Source organism: Saccharopolyspora gloriosae, from assembly GCF_014203325.1.
Taxonomy (GTDB): Bacteria; Actinomycetota; Actinomycetes; order Mycobacteriales; family Pseudonocardiaceae; genus Saccharopolyspora_C; species Saccharopolyspora_C gloriosae.
Genome location: NZ_JACHIV010000001.1, coordinates 820,466 through 835,736, shown reverse-complemented (window position 1 = coordinate 835,736; position 15,271 = coordinate 820,466). Strand labels below are relative to the sequence as shown.

Below are 15,271 nucleotides of genomic sequence, written 5' to 3'. Positions count from 1 at the left end.
CAAGATCAGTGCGGGTGGTCGATCGAATTGGGTGAACGGACCGTTCAGCCAATGGGATTGGCCGAACGGTCCGTTCACTTCACCGGATTTCCTAGCCGCCGCGGTATCCGGTCCGCTGATGTGCCGCTCGCGTAGCGGTCAGGGCAGGCGGGGGCTGGGCAGCGTGCGCAGGACCAGGCCGGGGTGCGGGTTGGGGCCGAACGCCGTCGCCTTCGGCGGGAGGCGCACCCCGGTCGCCGCCGCCGCGGACAGGTCCAGTTTGCTCGGCGGGAACGTGATGGCGGCGATCCCCCCGACTTCGCGCACCACGTGCAACGCCCTCGGCGCGCTCGGCTCGTAGTGCACAGCCATTGCAGGCGAGTCCCGCACTGTGTCGAGGAAAGCCTGCAACACGGAGATGTGCATCGACCGCAACGATTCCGGGAACCTCCCGCACGGCCCGGAGAGGAAATGCGCATCAGGCCGGTCGAGCAGGAACGCCCTGTCCGGTGTCGCCACGATGAACGCCGGTCCGTGGTATGCCCGCGCCCGCAGCACGTCCAGCCATTCCTCCAGCGGCCCGCTCAGCGCGGTGATCTGGAACCACTGCTGCGCGGCGGCGAGCACCTTCCACGGGTCGGCGTGCGGCAACACCCGATGCACCGGCCGCAACCGCAGCGGACTGCGTTTGGTGTCGACGAGCAACGCGGGCAGGTAGTCCCACGGACCACGGCCGTGCCCAGCGGCGTGGACGTCCCTGCGGAACCGGCGGGCGGCGACGTGGCGGTGGTGCCCGTCGGCGATGAGCGCGGCCCGCTGGTGCAGCGCATCGATGATCTGCCCGCAGATCTCCCGTTCCGCGAGTCGCCACACGCGGTGCTCCTGCCCGTCCGGGGTGCGCAGCTCGGTCAACGGCCGTCGCCGGGTCGCCGCGTCCAGCTGTTCGGCGATGCGGTCCGTCCCGGAATAGCCGAGCAGGATGGGCGGCATGCTCATCTCCCCCGCCCGCATCAACTCGACCATGCCGTCGGTATGGGCCGGGGTGACGTCCTCGTGCGGCAACAGCCGGCTGTCCAGGTGCACGGCGGAGATCACGCCGCGCTGCACTCCGAGCGGCCCGGACTGCTCGTAGACGTACATCGCGGGACGCTCGTCGCGAGCGAGTACCGCGAGCCGTTTCCACTCGCCGAGCAGCCGCACGGAATTCCCGACGTCGACACGATCCCACGGCGTGGCGTGCCGGTCCGCGAGGCCGCGCAGGCGTTCGGGCGCGAGAACCCAGGCGCGGAACGGGCGGATGTCCACTCCCACACGTACCGAACTCGTCACCACCGCAGTATCAACCCGCTGCCGCGCGTGTGGTCACGTGGCCGTGGAAAGCACCGATTTGTGCGCTATGCCAGGGGTTTTCCCAACGGAGAGTGAACGTCGATCACCCAGGCGGGGTGGCGGTGAGCGCGGTGCGGAGATCTCCGAGAGCGCGGTCGAGGGTGATCAGGTCGTGGGTGCACACCTGCTCCGTCTCTGGATTCGGCGGGAAGCATCCACGTCGGAGCAGTCGTTCCACTCGCTGCTGCAGCTCGTGCGCGGAGGCGATGACCTGCGGAGGATGTTCCGTCGGTTCGGTGGCGCTGAGCGCGATGTTGCGCACCTGCGCCACGTACCGCTCGCACCGCTCGGTGCCGTGCTGCGCGGGACGCGTGAAGCACTGGTCCTGCGACACGAACCCGATCTTGGTGATGATGTCGTCGCGGGACGCGCTCGGCGCGTGGTGCTGCACCCCCGGATCGGTCTGGTACCCGGCGCATCCGCTCAGCACGAGCCCAGCGAGCAGCCCGCCTGCGGCCAAACGGGAAACCCTCTGCTGCGACGTCCTCATCACTCCCCTTCCCGTGCCACGGTACGCCCGCTCCCCTGCAGCAGCCGCCGTGTACGGGCTCCCTCGTTGTCGAGTGAACGGACCGTTCAACCAACCCCTTCGGCCAAACGGTCCGTTCACCCAATGCCGCTCGAACGCGAACCCCATCCGACACGCCAATATCGACCCGAAAGTGATCGGATCAGTTTCGGAGTGAACGGACCGTTCGACCAACCTATTTGGACGGACGGTCCGTTCACTCCACCAGAAAAGCTCGAGTTGTCCACAGGGTGGCGATTCATCCACAGATCTTGAAATCGACGTGGCGCACGAGTTCTCCGATTGGTCATGGTGGAGTCATGCCGAGGAGAACGATCGTTGACTGGGACGGGGTGGCCACCGCCGCCACTCACGGTGTCCTCACCGCGCGCGCTCTCGACGAACTCGGCGTGCCAAGACAAACCGTGTACCACCGGGCGTCGATCGGCGGCCCGTGGAAGCGGCTGCTGCCGGGCGTCATCATGCTGTCGTCCGGCACCCCCACCCTTGAGCAGCGCCATGACGCCGCTCTGCGGTACGCGGGAACCGGGGCGATGATCACCGGTCTGGCCGCATGCCGCTTGCACGGCATGACGCGCCTTCCCGAAACCGACGAAGTGCACATGCTCATTCCGGAAGCCCGCAAACGCGCCAGCAAGGGTTTCGCCGAGATCGAGCGGACCACGCGCCTCCCGTCGCCGGTCACCCGCGATGGCTTCCGAGTGGCACCGCTCGTCCGGGCGTTGCTCGACGCCGCGCGCCGCCTGCCCTCGCTGGACCAGGTCCGGGCCTTGCTGGCCGAGGCGGTGCAGCGGGATTTGGTGACGCCGGAAGCTCTGGCGGCCGAGGCCAAAGCCGGTTCGCGGCGCGGCGTCGCCCGATGTCGCGTCGTGCTGGAGGAAATGGGAGCCAACGTGCATTCCCCTGCCGAGAGCTGGGCTTACCGCTTGGCGCAGAGCTCGGATTTGCCTGCCATGCAGTGGAACGTGCGGCTGCTGGGCCCGGACGGGACTTTGCTCGGGATTCCGGACGGCTGGATCGACGAGGTGGGACTCGCCTGGCAGATCGACTCGATGGAGTACCACCTGCGGCCCACCGGCTACGAGAACACGGTGTTCCGCCACACGCTCATGACCGCCGCCGGTGTCGTCGTGGTCCACACGTTGCCGAAGCGCCTCCGCTCCGACCCTTCCGCGGTTCTCGACGAACTTCGCCGCTCGTACCGCGCGGCCCAGCAACGTCCCCGCCCACGGGTGACCGCGGTCCCTCGTGTTCCAGCACCACGCTGAACGCCGATCCGAGGCCCCACCAGGAGTGAACGCCCCCTTCGTCCAATCCACCGGCTGCTCGAACACCCCTGCCGCACGCCGCGGCTGATCACGCACGGCACCTCCCGGCAGGCGCCCCTTCCGCGCACCCTCCAGCGGGATCCAGCGATCTTTCGGAGTGAACGGGCCGTTCGTCCTATCCAACGGGACGAACGGTCCGTTCACTCCCATGGATGCGGTGCGGGTGGGAGCCGGGCGGCGCGGGCCGCACGTCGGCGGAACGGGGGCGAGTTCGTGGAGTGAACGGACCGTTGGTCCGAGGTGATGGGACGAACGGTCCGTTCACTCCACCAGGGTTGCGGGGGTCAGGGTTGGGCTAGGCGTAGGAGGCGGGCGCAGGCGGTGTCCTCGTCGGGGGACGAGGTGATCACGTGCCAGACCCCGCGTTCGGCCACGCCGGTGTCCCAGCCGTTCTCGCCCTTGCGCAGGAACAGGAATTCCGTCGGCGACGTACGGGGTTCGTGCACACCTTCGATCCACAGCTCGCTCTCGGCGACACCCGACCCGCGCAGCAGGGTGAACAGTTCGCGGCGATCCATCCGCCTACCGTAGATCGTCGGCGGGCTTGAGGTACCCGTTGGACAGCAGCCACCTGACGTTCAGCCGCTGCCCCTCGCCCGGCTGGAGGAATGCGGAGTCGAGCAGGATCTGGGTGCCGCCGCCGGGCTGCGCGAACCAGGGTGCGATCGGGCCTTCCCAGACGGTGAACGATCGGGCCACTTCGTAGCGGTGGTAGCCGCAGGGGAAGTCGGCTTCGCGGGTGGTGAGGCTTTGCGGCGGGAGGGAGCGCTCGGCGTAGTCGTCCCCGGCAGGAGCGAGGAACGAGCCGTACTCGGAGCCGAAGCGGTCCAGGTCGTCACCGACGTCCAGCACTTCGGGGTGCTTGTCGGGGTTGCCGTCCGGGTCCACCTCGAAGCCGTCCTGCGACGGGTACCTCCAGCTGTTCGCCGCCGAATCCCAGTAGGTGTCGAGGAATTCGGCGGGCTCGAGGTCGCCGCTGCGGGAGTACTCGGCCAGCAGCGGGCCGACCGGTTGCTGCCACGGCCGAGGCAGGAATTCCGGCCCCCAGCGCTCGTCGCCGGCATGCACACCGGAGCACGGGACGTGCGGGCCGGCTGAAGCGACCTGCCCTGGCCCGGCCTGCGCGGGAACTACCGGGATCAGCGCCGCGGACAGTCCGACGCCCAGCGACAGCAGCGCTCGGACGCAGCGGGTTCCGGCTCGTGCTCGGGGATCTCCGAAACCCTCGGTGGGACGCCTGTTCTTCCGTCCGAACCCCAGCATCGGACCCCCCTCTGATCGCACTCGGTCGCTCCAGTGATAGCCGCCGGACGGCCATGCGCGGAATGTCGCGGAGCGAACCAGACCCGATTGATCCACTCGATCGACCCGATCAGGTGGATCTTGAAACACGAACTGACTCTCCGCGTCCGGATTCACGCCCGGCAACCGGAGCCGCACCAACGTGGACGAACCACTTCCCCACAGCCCTACGGGGCACGATTCGTCCTATTTGGACGTCGTTTCACCTGTTGCTTTCACGGAGACACCGCCTCAGGCCGGCCACCGCTTCAACATCATGCCGAGCCGGAAGAGAACCGATGATTCGGGTGGCCACCAACAATCGGGAGTACCGGGCGGATCGTCGTCCGCGCGTCCGGCAGTGGCGGAATTCGTCGCCGCGGCAGTGGAGATCCACCCCATTTCCGGCGACCGCCGACCCGACAGGCCCACCCTTGCGGAACCGGGAATCGGAACGGCAGACGCCACGCCGTCACCACTGGAGCCGAAACCACTCCAAAAACAGATGAGTGATCGACCTCACCGATTCCACTCTTCCGCAATTCCGTCCGCCCAGGGTATTTCGCGCACGACACGCCCGCGCGATGCGTGCGATCACACCGGATCCGAATGCTCCGATTCCGCCGCACGAGCGCCGCCTACCCGCTCAGGCTGCGGGATCAGCAGCTCGTCCACCCCGCAGCCGAGGACGGCACAGAGCACGTCCAGGTCGTCGAGCTTGACGCTGCCCGGCTGGCCGGACCACAGCGCGGACATCTTGCCGGCCGAGATCACCATGCCCCGCTCGGCGAGCCTGCGTTGCAGGTCACCCGCCTTCCAAATGCCGCGATTGGCCGCAGCCAGCCGCAGGTTCCACCGCATCCGGTCACCCTCCTTCACCCCCGACCGACCCCGCGGACGCACGCGCGGAACCAGGCTACGAGACGGCTCCCCGGAGATCCCCGCACCGACCAGGGAACTCCGAGCACACGTCGAGCCCGAGACTATTTCCACAGGGCCGAATTCGACTCGTCGAGGTCGCATTCAACCGCTGAACGGTACTGCATCGATCCAACCGGTTCGCAACCGGTTCGCAGCGAACACCTCCGCACACCCCCCGTTCGGACCAGCACTCCACCCCGAACCGATCCGATCCGTGCACACCCCATGACTCCGGATATCAAATAGACCAAAGAACGATGAATTGATTACAGCTACAACTACTTTTCGTGGCTGCAAAAGTCGAATCGCGGATGGCCGCAGATTTCGCTACTGGGCGCAAACAGCACAGCCAGGCTTAGCACCTTCGGGTGACTGTACGGCTCCATCCGGCGGTGCTAGCGTCTCTCCCGCCAGGAAATGAGCACGCATTTCGCCGATGCCCGGTTTCCACGTCGGCGTCTATCCATTCACCCAAACCACTTCGGCTCGACCCGGTTCATATCGGGTCGAGCCGTTGCCGAATCGATCCGTGTCGCGGCCCCTCCCGATCCGGACCGGTCGATGCGCTCCGGATCGGCGGGCACCGCCCGCCGGCCCAGCGCATCCGCTCCACCGGCGCATTCGGCGCCGTTTCCCTGACCCCATACGAAAGATTAGGTGGTGTACGTCGTGACCGTGGCGGATTCGGGTGTCGACGAGAACGAGCAGCCGCAGCTGAGCCTGGGGACGGCGGCAGCGCGCAACCTCGCGACAACGACCAAGACCCCACCGCAGATGCAGGGCATCACGTCCCGCTGGCTGCTGCGGATGCTGCCGTGGACCCAGGCGACGGGCGGGACCTACCGGGTCAACCGCAGGCTCACCTACACCCTGGGCGACGGGCGGGTGACCTTCACCAACACCGGCTCGGACGTCCGCGTGATCCCCCAAGAACTGCGCGAACTGCCGCTGCTGCGGGGATTCGACGACGAGTCGGTGCTGGGCGCGCTCGCCGACCGCTTCGTGCAGCAGAACTTCGAGCCCGGCGACGTCATCGTCGAAGCCGGCAGCGCCGTGGACCAGGTGTTCCTGCTCGCGCACGGCAAGGTGAACAAGCTCGGCCGTGGCGAGTACGGCGATGACGCGGTGCTCGGCGTGCTCGCCGACGGCGACTACTTCGGCGAGGGCGCGCTGGTCTCGGCGGACCAGACCTGGAGCCACACGATCAAGGCCGTCACCTCGGGCACGTTGCTGGCCCTGCGGCACCAGAGCCTGCAGGAGATGAACGCCGCCGAGCCGCTGCGCGCGCACCTCGACCAGGTGCGGACGGCTCCCGGCAAGGCGCAGAACGACCACGGTGAAGCGGAGATCGACATCCACTCCGGGCACACCGGGGAGCACCCGCTCGCCGGGACCTACGTGGACTACCAGCTCGCCCCGCGCGAGTACGAGCTGAGCGTGGCGCAAACGGTGCTGCGGGTGCACAGCCGGGTCGCGGATCTCTACAACCAGCCGATGAACCAGACCGAGCAGCAGCTGCGCCTCACCATCGAAGCACTCCGCGAACGCCAAGAACACGACCTCATCAACAACCCCGACTTCGGACTCCTCCACAACGCAGACCTCTCCCAACGCATCCACACCCGCACCGGCCCACCCACCCCCGACGACCTCGACGAACTCCTCTCCACGGTGTGGAAGGAACCGAGCTTCTTCCTGGCCCACCCGCGCGCGATCGCCGCGTTCGGCCGCGAGTGCAGCAAGCGCGGCCTGTACCCGCAGAACGTGGACTTCCAGGGCCATCAGATCCCGGCGTGGCGCGGCGTGCCGCTGCTGCCGTGCAACAAGATCGGGATCTCGGAGACCCGCACCAGCTCGATCATGCTGATGCGCGCGGGCGAGCAGAACCAGGGCGTGGTCGGCCTGCACCAGACCGGCATCCCCGACGAGTACCAGCCGGGGCTGTCGGTGCGGTTCATGGGCATCAACGAGAGCGCGGTGATCTCGTACCTGGTCAGCACCTACTACTCCGCCGCAGTGCTGGTCCCCGACGCACTCGGCGTGCTGGAGCACGTCGAGATCGGTCGCGAGGGCTGATCCGGGATGCGGGCCTTGGAGATCACGAGTTGGGGTGAGCCGTGCGGCGCACGGCTGAACCCGAACGTGGACCGCGCGTACGCGAACACCGCGCGATGGGCGCGGGACCAAGGCCTGCTGCTGTCCGATGTGGACTTATCCGGTCCGCGTCAGGAGTCGGAGCCGGGTGGACCCGGCTCCCCGACCCGGCCCGGGGGCGCACCGGACGCCGTCCAGTGCGCTTCCGGGCGACAAGCTCCGGAAGAGGTGGTGCCCACAGCAGGCTCCACCGACTTCGGAGTTCCCGCATCCGGCATCCGGGACCAGGTGCTGCTCGCCGCCTGGACGCATCCCGATGTCCCGGGCCCGGAGCTGGCGCTGATCGCCTGCTTCGGGGTGTGGGTGGACGCGGTGCGCCACCACCTGCGGCGACACCGCCAGGCGGCCACGGCCGAGCGCTACGCGGCGAAGCTGCGGGCGAACCTGGCCGGTCCGCCGGGCGGAAGTGTTCCCAGGGACGCCGCTGACCCGGTCGAGCGCGGCCTGTGCGACCTGCGCGCACGGGTCGCTCCGTCGTGGCGGTGGCAGCTCGATACCGCGCTGATCGACCTGCTGCGCGGGCAGCCGGCGGAGTCGGCCGGGTCGGTGGTGTCCCGAGTGCCCAATCCGATCGACCACCTGGAGCTGGGGCGCGGACCCGGCCCAGGTCCGTGGGCGGCGCAGTTGGTGGCGTACGGACTGCGCACCACGCTCCCCGCCGAGGTCACCGGTGGTGCGGCTTTCCGCGCGGTGCACAACGCGTTCTGCGACGTGGTGCTGCTTCGATCGCCGTGGGATCCCGCGTCGGAGGACGCCGAGCGTTCCGGCAGCGTCGTCGTGCTGCAACGGCACTTCGGGCAGTCCCGCCCGCTGGCCATGGCCATGCTCGGCGATCTGCAGGCGCGGCGGTCGCAGCGGTTCGACGAGCTGACCTCCGCTGAGCTGCCCGCGCTGCTCGCGGCCTGCCGGGACGAGGCGCAGCGCGAGACGGTGCTCCGCTACGTGCAAGGTCTGCGGGATTGGCTGGCCGGGATGCTGGCGTGGCGGCCGAACGCGGCGGAGGCCGAGGTCGAAGCGGCGACCCGGCCCGCCCCGGCGAGGCAGCGCACGGCGAACCGGGTGCGGCTGCCGGACTTCTTCATGCCCTTCGACACCCATCCGAATCCCAGGCTCGAAGCGGCCAGGCGGCACACCCGCGCTTGGGCGCGGCAGCACGGGCTGCTCGACGGCGGCGCCCCGGAACCGGCGATGCGGCAATGGACGCCCTCGGGTTTCGACGCCGCCGACTACGCGCTGCTGGCCGCGCTGACCGAGCCGGACGCGGACGAGGCGGAGTTGGGGCTGGCCGCCGACCGCCAAGTGTGGTCGTGGCGCGCCGACGACCACCTGATCGCCTCCGGCGGAGGAGCCGAGTTCCTGAGCAGGCTCCCCCAGCTGCTGCGCCCGGATTCGCGGGCCGCGGGGGCCTCGTGGGAACGGGCGTTGACCGACGTGTGGCGGCGCACCACCGCCGACCTCGGCTCCCGGCCGCGCAGGGAGATCGCGGTTCGGCTCGCGGAGATGCTCGAACTCCGGGCGGCGGAATTGGGCGCCGCGGAGACGGCGGATCCGCTGGAACTGCTCGCATCGCGGCGCCGCACCTGCGGGGGCGAGCTCACCGCCGCGCTCCTGCGCCACCGGCATGCGCCGGGAATCCCGGCCGAACTGTTCGCGACCGTCCCGATGCGGACGATGGCGACGACGTTCGCCGAGGTCGGAGCCCTGCGCCACGACCTGTTCCGCTACCGCGCCGGACCAGCGGAAGCCCACCCGGTGCCGGACGTGGTCACCGCGATCGCGGCCTTCCTCTGCTGCGGCCCGCACCAGGCGGTGGCGATCGCGGACGACATGTGCACGGCCCGCCTGCGGCGGTTCGAGTCGATCGCGCATCGGGAGATTCCCGTGCTGGTCGAAGAATTCGAGCTCACCGCAGCGGCCGGCACTCGGCTGGAGCGGTACGTGCGCGGGTTGCAGCAGTGGACGGCGGGCGAGCTGCGGTGGATCTCCGTCACCGGTCGCTACGCGGGCACCGGCGACCGGCCGCGCCGGGCCCGCCGGGCTCTCGGGCGGCCCGGATTTCCGCGCCAGCGCTTCCTGCGCCGAACACCCGGCTAGTCCTCCGGGCCCCGGCGGGGCCCGGTTCTTCCAGCAACGACAACGGGAATGGTGACTGCATGACCCGCGAGACCAACACCGAGGACCCGACCGACGTGGGTTCCGGCGCTCGCCCCGCACTGAGCCTGGGCACCGCGGCGGCGCGGAACCTGTCGACGACGACCAAGACCCCGCCGCAGATGCAGGGCATCACATCCCGCTGGCTGCAACGGACCCTGCCGTGGGTGGAGGCGAGCTCGGGCACCTACCGGGTGAACCGGCGGCTCACCTACACCCTCGGCGACGGGCGCGTCACGTTCGTCAGCACCGGCCGGGAAGTGCGGGTGGTGCCGCAGGAGCTCCAGGAACTGCCGGCGTTGCGGGGATTCGACGACGCCGACGTGCTCGGCGCGCTAGCCGACCGGTTCGTGCAACGCGAGTACGGGCCCGGCGAAGTGCTGGCCGAAGCCGGATCGGCCGTGGACCGAATCCTGCTGCTGGCGCACGGGAAAGCGCACAAGCTGACCGCCGGCGAGTACGGCGACGACGCGGTGCTCGGCCTGCTCGCCGACGGCGACCACGCCGGCTCCGGCCTGCTGGTCGACCAGGACGGGACCTGGAAGTTCACAGTCAAGACCGTCACCACCTGCACCGTGCTCGAACTGCGCGGCGACGTGATCGAACAGACCGCGGCCCGTTCCGAAGCGCTGCGCGCGCACCTGGACGAAGTCCGGTCGCGTCCGGTGCAGTCGCAGAACAAGCACGGTGAAGCGGAGATCGGCATCCACTCCGGGCACACCGGAGAAGCGGCGCTCGGCGGGACGTTCGTCGACTACGAGACCGCGCCCCGTGAGTACGAACTGGCGGTCGCGCAATCCGTGCTGCGGGTGCACACCCGCGTGTCCGACCTCTACAGCACGCCGATGGACCAGACCGAGCAGCAGCTGCGCCTCACCATCGAAGCACTCCGCGAACGCCAAGAACACGACCTCATCAACAACCCAGACTTCGGACTCCTCCACAACGCAGACCTCTCCCAACGCATCCACACCCGCACCGGCCCACCCACCCCCGACGACCTCGACGAACTCCTCTCCAAGCGCCGCAAGACCCGGCTGTTCATGGCCCACCCGCAGGCGATCGCGGCGTTCGGCAGGGAATGCAACCGCCGGGGCGTGCTGCCGGAGACGGTGCAGGTCGAAGGCGTGCGCGTGACCGGGTGGCGCGGGGTGCCGATCCTGCCCAACGACAAGATCCCCGTCACCGAAGCCGGAACCAGCTCGATCCTGGCGATGCGCACCGGCGCCGAGGACAACGGAGTCGTCGGCTTGCGCCAGACCGGCATCCCCGACGAGTACGAACCCGGCCTCAACGTGCGCTTCATGGGGATGGACGAGCACGCCGTGGTGTCCTACCTGGTCAGCACGTACTACTCGGCCGCAGTGCTGGTCCCCGACGCGCTCGGGGTGCTCGAACACGTCGAAACCACCCGTTGAAGGAGACCGGCGGAGATGACTGCACAAGTGGGACGGGCGCGAACGGTGACCGACACGCTGCGCACGGGCCGGAACTTCCTGGACCCCGCGCTGCGCGCCGCAGTCGGTTCGCTGCCCGAGTCGATGCAGCGCATCGTCGGCCACCACTTCGGCTGGCGGGACGAGCACGGCGCGCCGGTGGACGAAGACCAGGGCAAAGCGATCCGGCCGACGTTGGTGTTGCTGGCCGGACGCGCCGTGGGCGCGGATCCGCAGCAGGTGCTGCCCGCGGCGGTCGCGGTGGAGCTGGTGCACAACTTCTCGCTGCTGCACGACGACGTGATGGACGGCGACCTGACCCGGCGGCACCGGCCCACGGCGTGGAGCGTGTTCGGCTCCGGACCGGCGATCCTCGCCGGTGACGCGCTGCTCACGCTGGCGGCGGAGGTGCTCACCAGCAGCGGGCACCCGGCGGCGATCGCGGGGCTCAAGGAGCTCAACGCCACCGTGCTGGACCTGGTGGACGGGCAGAGCTCCGACATGTCGTTCGAGCGGCGCTCGGACGTGGCCCTGCCCGAATGCCTCACGATGGTCGGGTCGAAGACGGGGGCGCTGCTCGGTTGCAGTTGCGCCCTCGGCGCGTTCTTCGGCGGGGCGAGCGAGGAGCGGGTCGAGCACCTGCGGCGCTTCGGGTTCCGCCTCGGCCTGGCGTTCCAGCTGGTCGATGACGTGCTGGGCATTTGGGGGGATCCGGCGGTGACCGGGAAACCGGTGCATTCGGACCTGCGGAACCGGAAGAAGTCGCTGCCGGTGGTGGCGGCGTTGAACTCCGGCACCGCGGCGGGCCGGGAACTGGCGGAGCTCTACGCGGACGGCCGCGAGCTGTCCGAGCAGGACGCCGTCCGCGCCGCGCGGCTGGTGTCCGACTCCGGTGCCAGGGATTGGAGCCGCACCCACATCGGCACGCTGGAAGCGGAAGCCCTGCACCACCTCAACACCGCCGACCCCGAGCCGGGGCCGGCCGCGGAGCTCACCGAGCTCACGCACATGCTCACCCGACGCCGACACTGAGGGAGCCGCGCACGCCGCCGTGCGCCGGGCAATCAGGTGGAGTGAACGGACCGTTCGTCCAATCGTTCTGGACGAACGGTCCGTTCACCCATCGTCATTCCGCCGCGGCGAACCACGTGGCCGCCACGGGCGCCGCGCTCAGCGGATTTGGTGAACGGACCGTTCGTCCAAGCCGGTTGGACGAACGGTCCGTTCACTCACAACGCCGGTGGCAGCTGCCGCGGGTCGGGGGCGGTCAGTCCTCGTCGCCCTCGAAGAAGTCGCCTGCTTCGTCCATCACTTCGCCCACGACCATGCCGCCCACGATGCCCGCGCCCACGCCGAGCGCGGCTCCGGCCGCGACGCCACCCCAGCCGGGGCCGCCGCGCTGTTCCTCGTGGTGCTCGTGGTGGCCGTGCTCGTGGCCGCCGCCGAACAGTCCGCCGCGCTGGGCGACCTCGTCGAGCCAGCGGGTCAGCTCCGCGACCCAGTCGACCTGCTCCGCCTCCGCGTGCGTCCGGTGGAACCGGCCGAACGCGTCCTCCCCCGAGCGGAACAGCCCGCCCCGCCGGTCTGCTTCGAGGACGACGTGCAGGCCCTCCGCGTCGGCCACGAAGGTCAGCTCGACCTCGTTGATGCGGCCCTCGTACTGGTGCGGCGCGTAGAACTCGATCTCCTGGAACATCGGCAGCTGCTGCTCGATGCCTGCCAGCTGCGCGATCTCCAGGTCGGTCGACTTGAACTGGAAGCCGAGGGCGCCGAATGCGTCCAGCACCCTGGACTGCGAGGGCAGCGGCGCGACGAACAAGCCGTCGAGGTCGCCCTTGTCCACGCTCTTCGCGACGGCGAGTTCGGTCCGCACGCCGAGTTGCACTCCCGGCAGCTGCTGGCCGTCGACGACGTTGAGCGGGGTCTCCCACGGCACGGGAATCGCGAAGGGGATCACCTTGTGCTCGTTCGCCTCGACGCGGAAATTCTCGGCGACGATGGCGTGCAGGAACTCGACGGTGGCGTCGTGCTGCTCATCTCCGCGTTCCAGCTCGGAGCGCGCCTCGAACCGCAGCGTCACCCGCTCGATGTCGACCTCTCCGTCGCCGGCGGCGATGCGAACCTCACCGGAGAGGGTGGAGCCCGGGTACACGTGCGGTTCGGAGAGCACCGTGTCGACGGTGGGACCGCCGATCCCGAACGCCCGCAGCATCTTCTTGAACACCAACGCGACCTCCCAGTCGTTTCAAGATCATCATACGAGCCCCTGCCCCACGTCCGATCTTGCCCCAATGTCCGATTCGCGCGCTATCAACGGAACCGCTCGTCGCACAGGCCCCCGCGAAGATCCGCCGAACGACGGAGCGCAAACATCCAAAGCCACACCACCGACATCCACCCGAGGTCTCCCGAAGGCCCCAGCCCACGTGCACGCAGCGGATCGGCACAGCAATGGAGTGAACGGACCTGTCGTCCAACGGCATTGGACGAACGGTCCGCTCACTCCCGAGGTTCGCTCCCCGAACCACCGCCCGGGCGCGGCGTCGCACGCCGGAGACTGCTCGATCCGCGTTTAGGTGGAGTGAGCGGACCGTTCGTCCAGCGGGATTGGACGAACGGTCCGTTCACTCCGACCCGCATTCCCGCGTCGCCGCTGGCGGGCCGGGTGGAGGTTCGAGTGGGCGGGGTGCGCGGTGGCGGGTGAACGGACCGTTCGTCCAGCGAGGTTGGACGGACGGTCCGTTCACTCGAACCGCTTCGCGGGGGTGCCTGGTGGCGGGGGGCGGGCGCGTGGCCGAAGATCGCCTCTGCGGAGTCACCGAACGCCCTCACCCGGAGACAGGAGAGCTCATGCCTTCCGGCTCGTTCCCCGAACTGGACGCGGCGCTGCCCGAGCTGGAGCGCTGTTACGTGGACTTGCACCGCCACCCGGAGCTCGGGTTCGCCGAGCACCGCACCGCGGACGTCGGCGCTCGCGCCCTGCGCGACGCGGGCTGCGAGGTCACCTCCGAGGTGGGCCGGACCGGAGTGGTCGGCGTGCTGCGCAACGGCGCGGGGCCGACCGTGCTGCTGCGGGCCGACATGGACGCGCTCCCGGTGCGCGAGCAGACGGGGCTGGACTACGCCAGCACCCAGGTCACCACGAACGACGCCGGGGAGGAGGTGCCGGTCGCGCACGCCTGCGGCCACGACATGCACGTCACCTGGCTGCTGGGCGCGGCGAAGGTCCTGGGCTCCCGGCGGGCGGACTGGGCGGGCACGGTGCTGTTCGTCCTGCAGCCCGCCGAGGAACGCGGCAGCGGCGCCCGAACCATGATCGAGGACGGGTTGTTCGAGCGATTCGGCACGCCGGATGTGGTGCTCGGCCAGCACGTCGGCCCGATGCCGGCGGGGCACGTGTTCACCCGCCCCGGCCTCGCGATGTCCGCCAGCGACACCGTTCACGTGCGGATGTTCGGCCGCGGCGGTCACGGTTCGCGGCCGGAGACGACGGTCGATCCGGTGGTGATGGCCGCCGCCACGGTGCTGCGGCTGCAGACCATCGTGTCCCGCGAGGTGGCGGCGACGGATTCGGCGGTCGTCACCGTCGGCGCGCTCAACGCGGGCAGCAAGGACAACGTGATCCCCGACGAGGCCGATCTGCAGCTGAGCATCAGGTCGTTCACCGAGCAGGTCCGCGGGAAGGTGCTCGACGCGGTTCGCCGGATCGTCCGCGCCGAGGCGGTGGCCGCCGGGGCCGCTCGCGAACCTGAGATCACCGTCGTGGAGTCCTACCCGCTGACGGTGAACGACGAGTCCGCCACCGAGTCGCTGAGCACGCGTTTCCGCGAGGTCTTCGGCGAGCGGCGGGTCCATCCGGGGCCGATCGTCACGGGCAGCGAGGACTTCGGCGAGTTCGGCCGGGCGAGCGGGGTCCCGTCGGTGTTCTGGTTCGTCGGCGGCACCGACGCGCAGCGCTTCGTCACGGCGTCGGAGGCGGGCACGGTCGATCAGGACATCCCGTCGAACCACTCGCCGCAGTTCGCCCCGGACCTGCATCCGACTCTGTCGGCCGGGGTGGAGACGCTCGTCACCGCCGCACTGCACCACCTCGACGGCTGACG

General features: G+C 69.6%; 12 protein-coding genes. 6 read left to right on the top strand and 6 right to left on the bottom strand.

Translation table 11 applies throughout. The annotated features are described in order from the left end of the window. Positions 1-138 precede the first annotated feature (138 nt). Positions 139-1,308 (bottom strand): DUF1015 family protein, encoded by a 1,170-nt coding sequence (locus BJ969_RS03990; RefSeq protein WP_184477405.1) that lies wholly within the window; start codon positions 1,306-1,308, stop codon positions 139-141. A gap of 103 nt (positions 1,309-1,411) precedes the next feature. Further along, positions 1,412-1,828, bottom strand: coding sequence for a hypothetical protein (locus BJ969_RS03985; protein ID WP_184477403.1), 417 nt, complete (start codon positions 1,826-1,828; stop codon positions 1,412-1,414). Between the two features lie 368 nt (positions 1,829-2,196). On the opposite strand from BJ969_RS03985, the gene BJ969_RS03980 reads away from it, so the two are divergent. Then, the gene (locus BJ969_RS03980; RefSeq protein WP_246456673.1) at positions 2,197-3,165 is read left to right on the top strand and encodes a type IV toxin-antitoxin system AbiEi family antitoxin; all 969 of its coding nucleotides are present in this window, start codon (positions 2,197-2,199) and stop codon (positions 3,163-3,165) included. Positions 3,166-3,509: 344 nt separating this feature from the next. Here the strand turns inward: BJ969_RS03980 and BJ969_RS03975 are convergent, their stop codons facing one another. The 3 genes from BJ969_RS03975 to BJ969_RS03965 all read right to left on the bottom strand — a co-directional run bounded on the left by BJ969_RS03975 (position 3,510) and on the right by BJ969_RS03965 (position 5,367). After that, positions 3,510-3,743, bottom strand: coding sequence for a hypothetical protein (locus BJ969_RS03975; protein WP_184477401.1), 234 nt, complete (start codon positions 3,741-3,743; stop codon positions 3,510-3,512). Positions 3,744-3,747: 4 nt separating this feature from the next. Next, positions 3,748-4,293: a glycohydrolase toxin TNT-related protein gene (locus tag BJ969_RS03970; RefSeq protein WP_221315703.1), complete on the bottom strand. Its 546-nt coding sequence runs from the start codon at positions 4,291-4,293 to the stop codon at positions 3,748-3,750. 807 nt (positions 4,294-5,100) lie between these two features. Next, entirely contained in the window at positions 5,101-5,367 is a 267-nt protein-coding gene (locus BJ969_RS03965; protein WP_184477397.1) for a helix-turn-helix domain-containing protein, read from the bottom strand. Positions 5,368-6,096: 729 nt separating this feature from the next. Here BJ969_RS03965 and BJ969_RS03960 point away from each other — a divergent pair. The 4 genes from BJ969_RS03960 to BJ969_RS03945 all read left to right on the top strand — a co-directional run bounded on the left by BJ969_RS03960 (position 6,097) and on the right by BJ969_RS03945 (position 12,200). Next, the gene (locus BJ969_RS03960) at positions 6,097-7,503 is read left to right on the top strand and encodes a family 2B encapsulin nanocompartment shell protein (RefSeq protein WP_184484763.1); all 1,407 of its coding nucleotides are present in this window, start codon (positions 6,097-6,099) and stop codon (positions 7,501-7,503) included. Between the two features lie 249 nt (positions 7,504-7,752). Continuing rightward, a complete protein-coding gene (locus BJ969_RS30745; RefSeq protein WP_184477395.1) occupies positions 7,753-9,675 on the top strand; it encodes a terpene synthase family protein in 1,923 nt (640 codons plus the stop codon). 59 nt (positions 9,676-9,734) lie between these two features. Continuing rightward, positions 9,735-11,150 carry a family 2B encapsulin nanocompartment shell protein gene (locus tag BJ969_RS03950; protein WP_184477393.1) on the top strand — a complete coding sequence of 472 codons (1,416 nt, stop codon included), beginning with the start codon at positions 9,735-9,737 and terminating at the stop codon, positions 11,148-11,150. Between the two features lie 15 nt (positions 11,151-11,165). Then, positions 11,166-12,200: a family 2 encapsulin nanocompartment cargo protein polyprenyl transferase gene (locus BJ969_RS03945; RefSeq protein WP_184477391.1), complete on the top strand. Its 1,035-nt coding sequence runs from the start codon at positions 11,166-11,168 to the stop codon at positions 12,198-12,200. A gap of 235 nt (positions 12,201-12,435) precedes the next feature. Here BJ969_RS03945 and BJ969_RS03940 read toward each other — a convergent pair whose 3' ends face one another. Further along, positions 12,436-13,392, bottom strand: coding sequence for a sporulation protein (locus BJ969_RS03940; protein ID WP_343071209.1), 957 nt, complete (start codon positions 13,390-13,392; stop codon positions 12,436-12,438). 626 nt (positions 13,393-14,018) lie between these two features. Between BJ969_RS03940 and BJ969_RS03935 the strand changes: the two genes are divergently transcribed. Next, positions 14,019-15,269 (top strand): amidohydrolase, encoded by a 1,251-nt coding sequence (locus tag BJ969_RS03935; protein ID WP_184477387.1) that lies wholly within the window; start codon positions 14,019-14,021, stop codon positions 15,267-15,269. Positions 15,270-15,271: the final 2 nt, after the last annotated feature.

Bases quoted from the DNA above. Each gene is read 5' to 3' on its own strand.
- BJ969_RS03975 (WP_184477401.1), bottom strand. From the start codon at position 3,743: ATGGATCGCCGCGAACTGTTCACCCTGCTGCGCGGGTCGGGTGTCGCC.
- BJ969_RS03935 (WP_184477387.1), top strand. From the start codon at position 14,019: ATGCCTTCCGGCTCGTTCCCCGAACTGGACGCGGCGCTGCCCGAGCTG.
- BJ969_RS03945 (WP_184477391.1), top strand. From the start codon at position 11,166: ATGACTGCACAAGTGGGACGGGCGCGAACGGTGACCGACACGCTGCGC.
- BJ969_RS03965 (WP_184477397.1), bottom strand. From the start codon at position 5,367: ATGCGGTGGAACCTGCGGCTGGCTGCGGCCAATCGCGGCATTTGGAAG.
- BJ969_RS03980 (WP_246456673.1), top strand. From the start codon at position 2,197: ATGCCGAGGAGAACGATCGTTGACTGGGACGGGGTGGCCACCGCCGCC.
- BJ969_RS03950 (WP_184477393.1), top strand. From the start codon at position 9,735: ATGACCCGCGAGACCAACACCGAGGACCCGACCGACGTGGGTTCCGGC.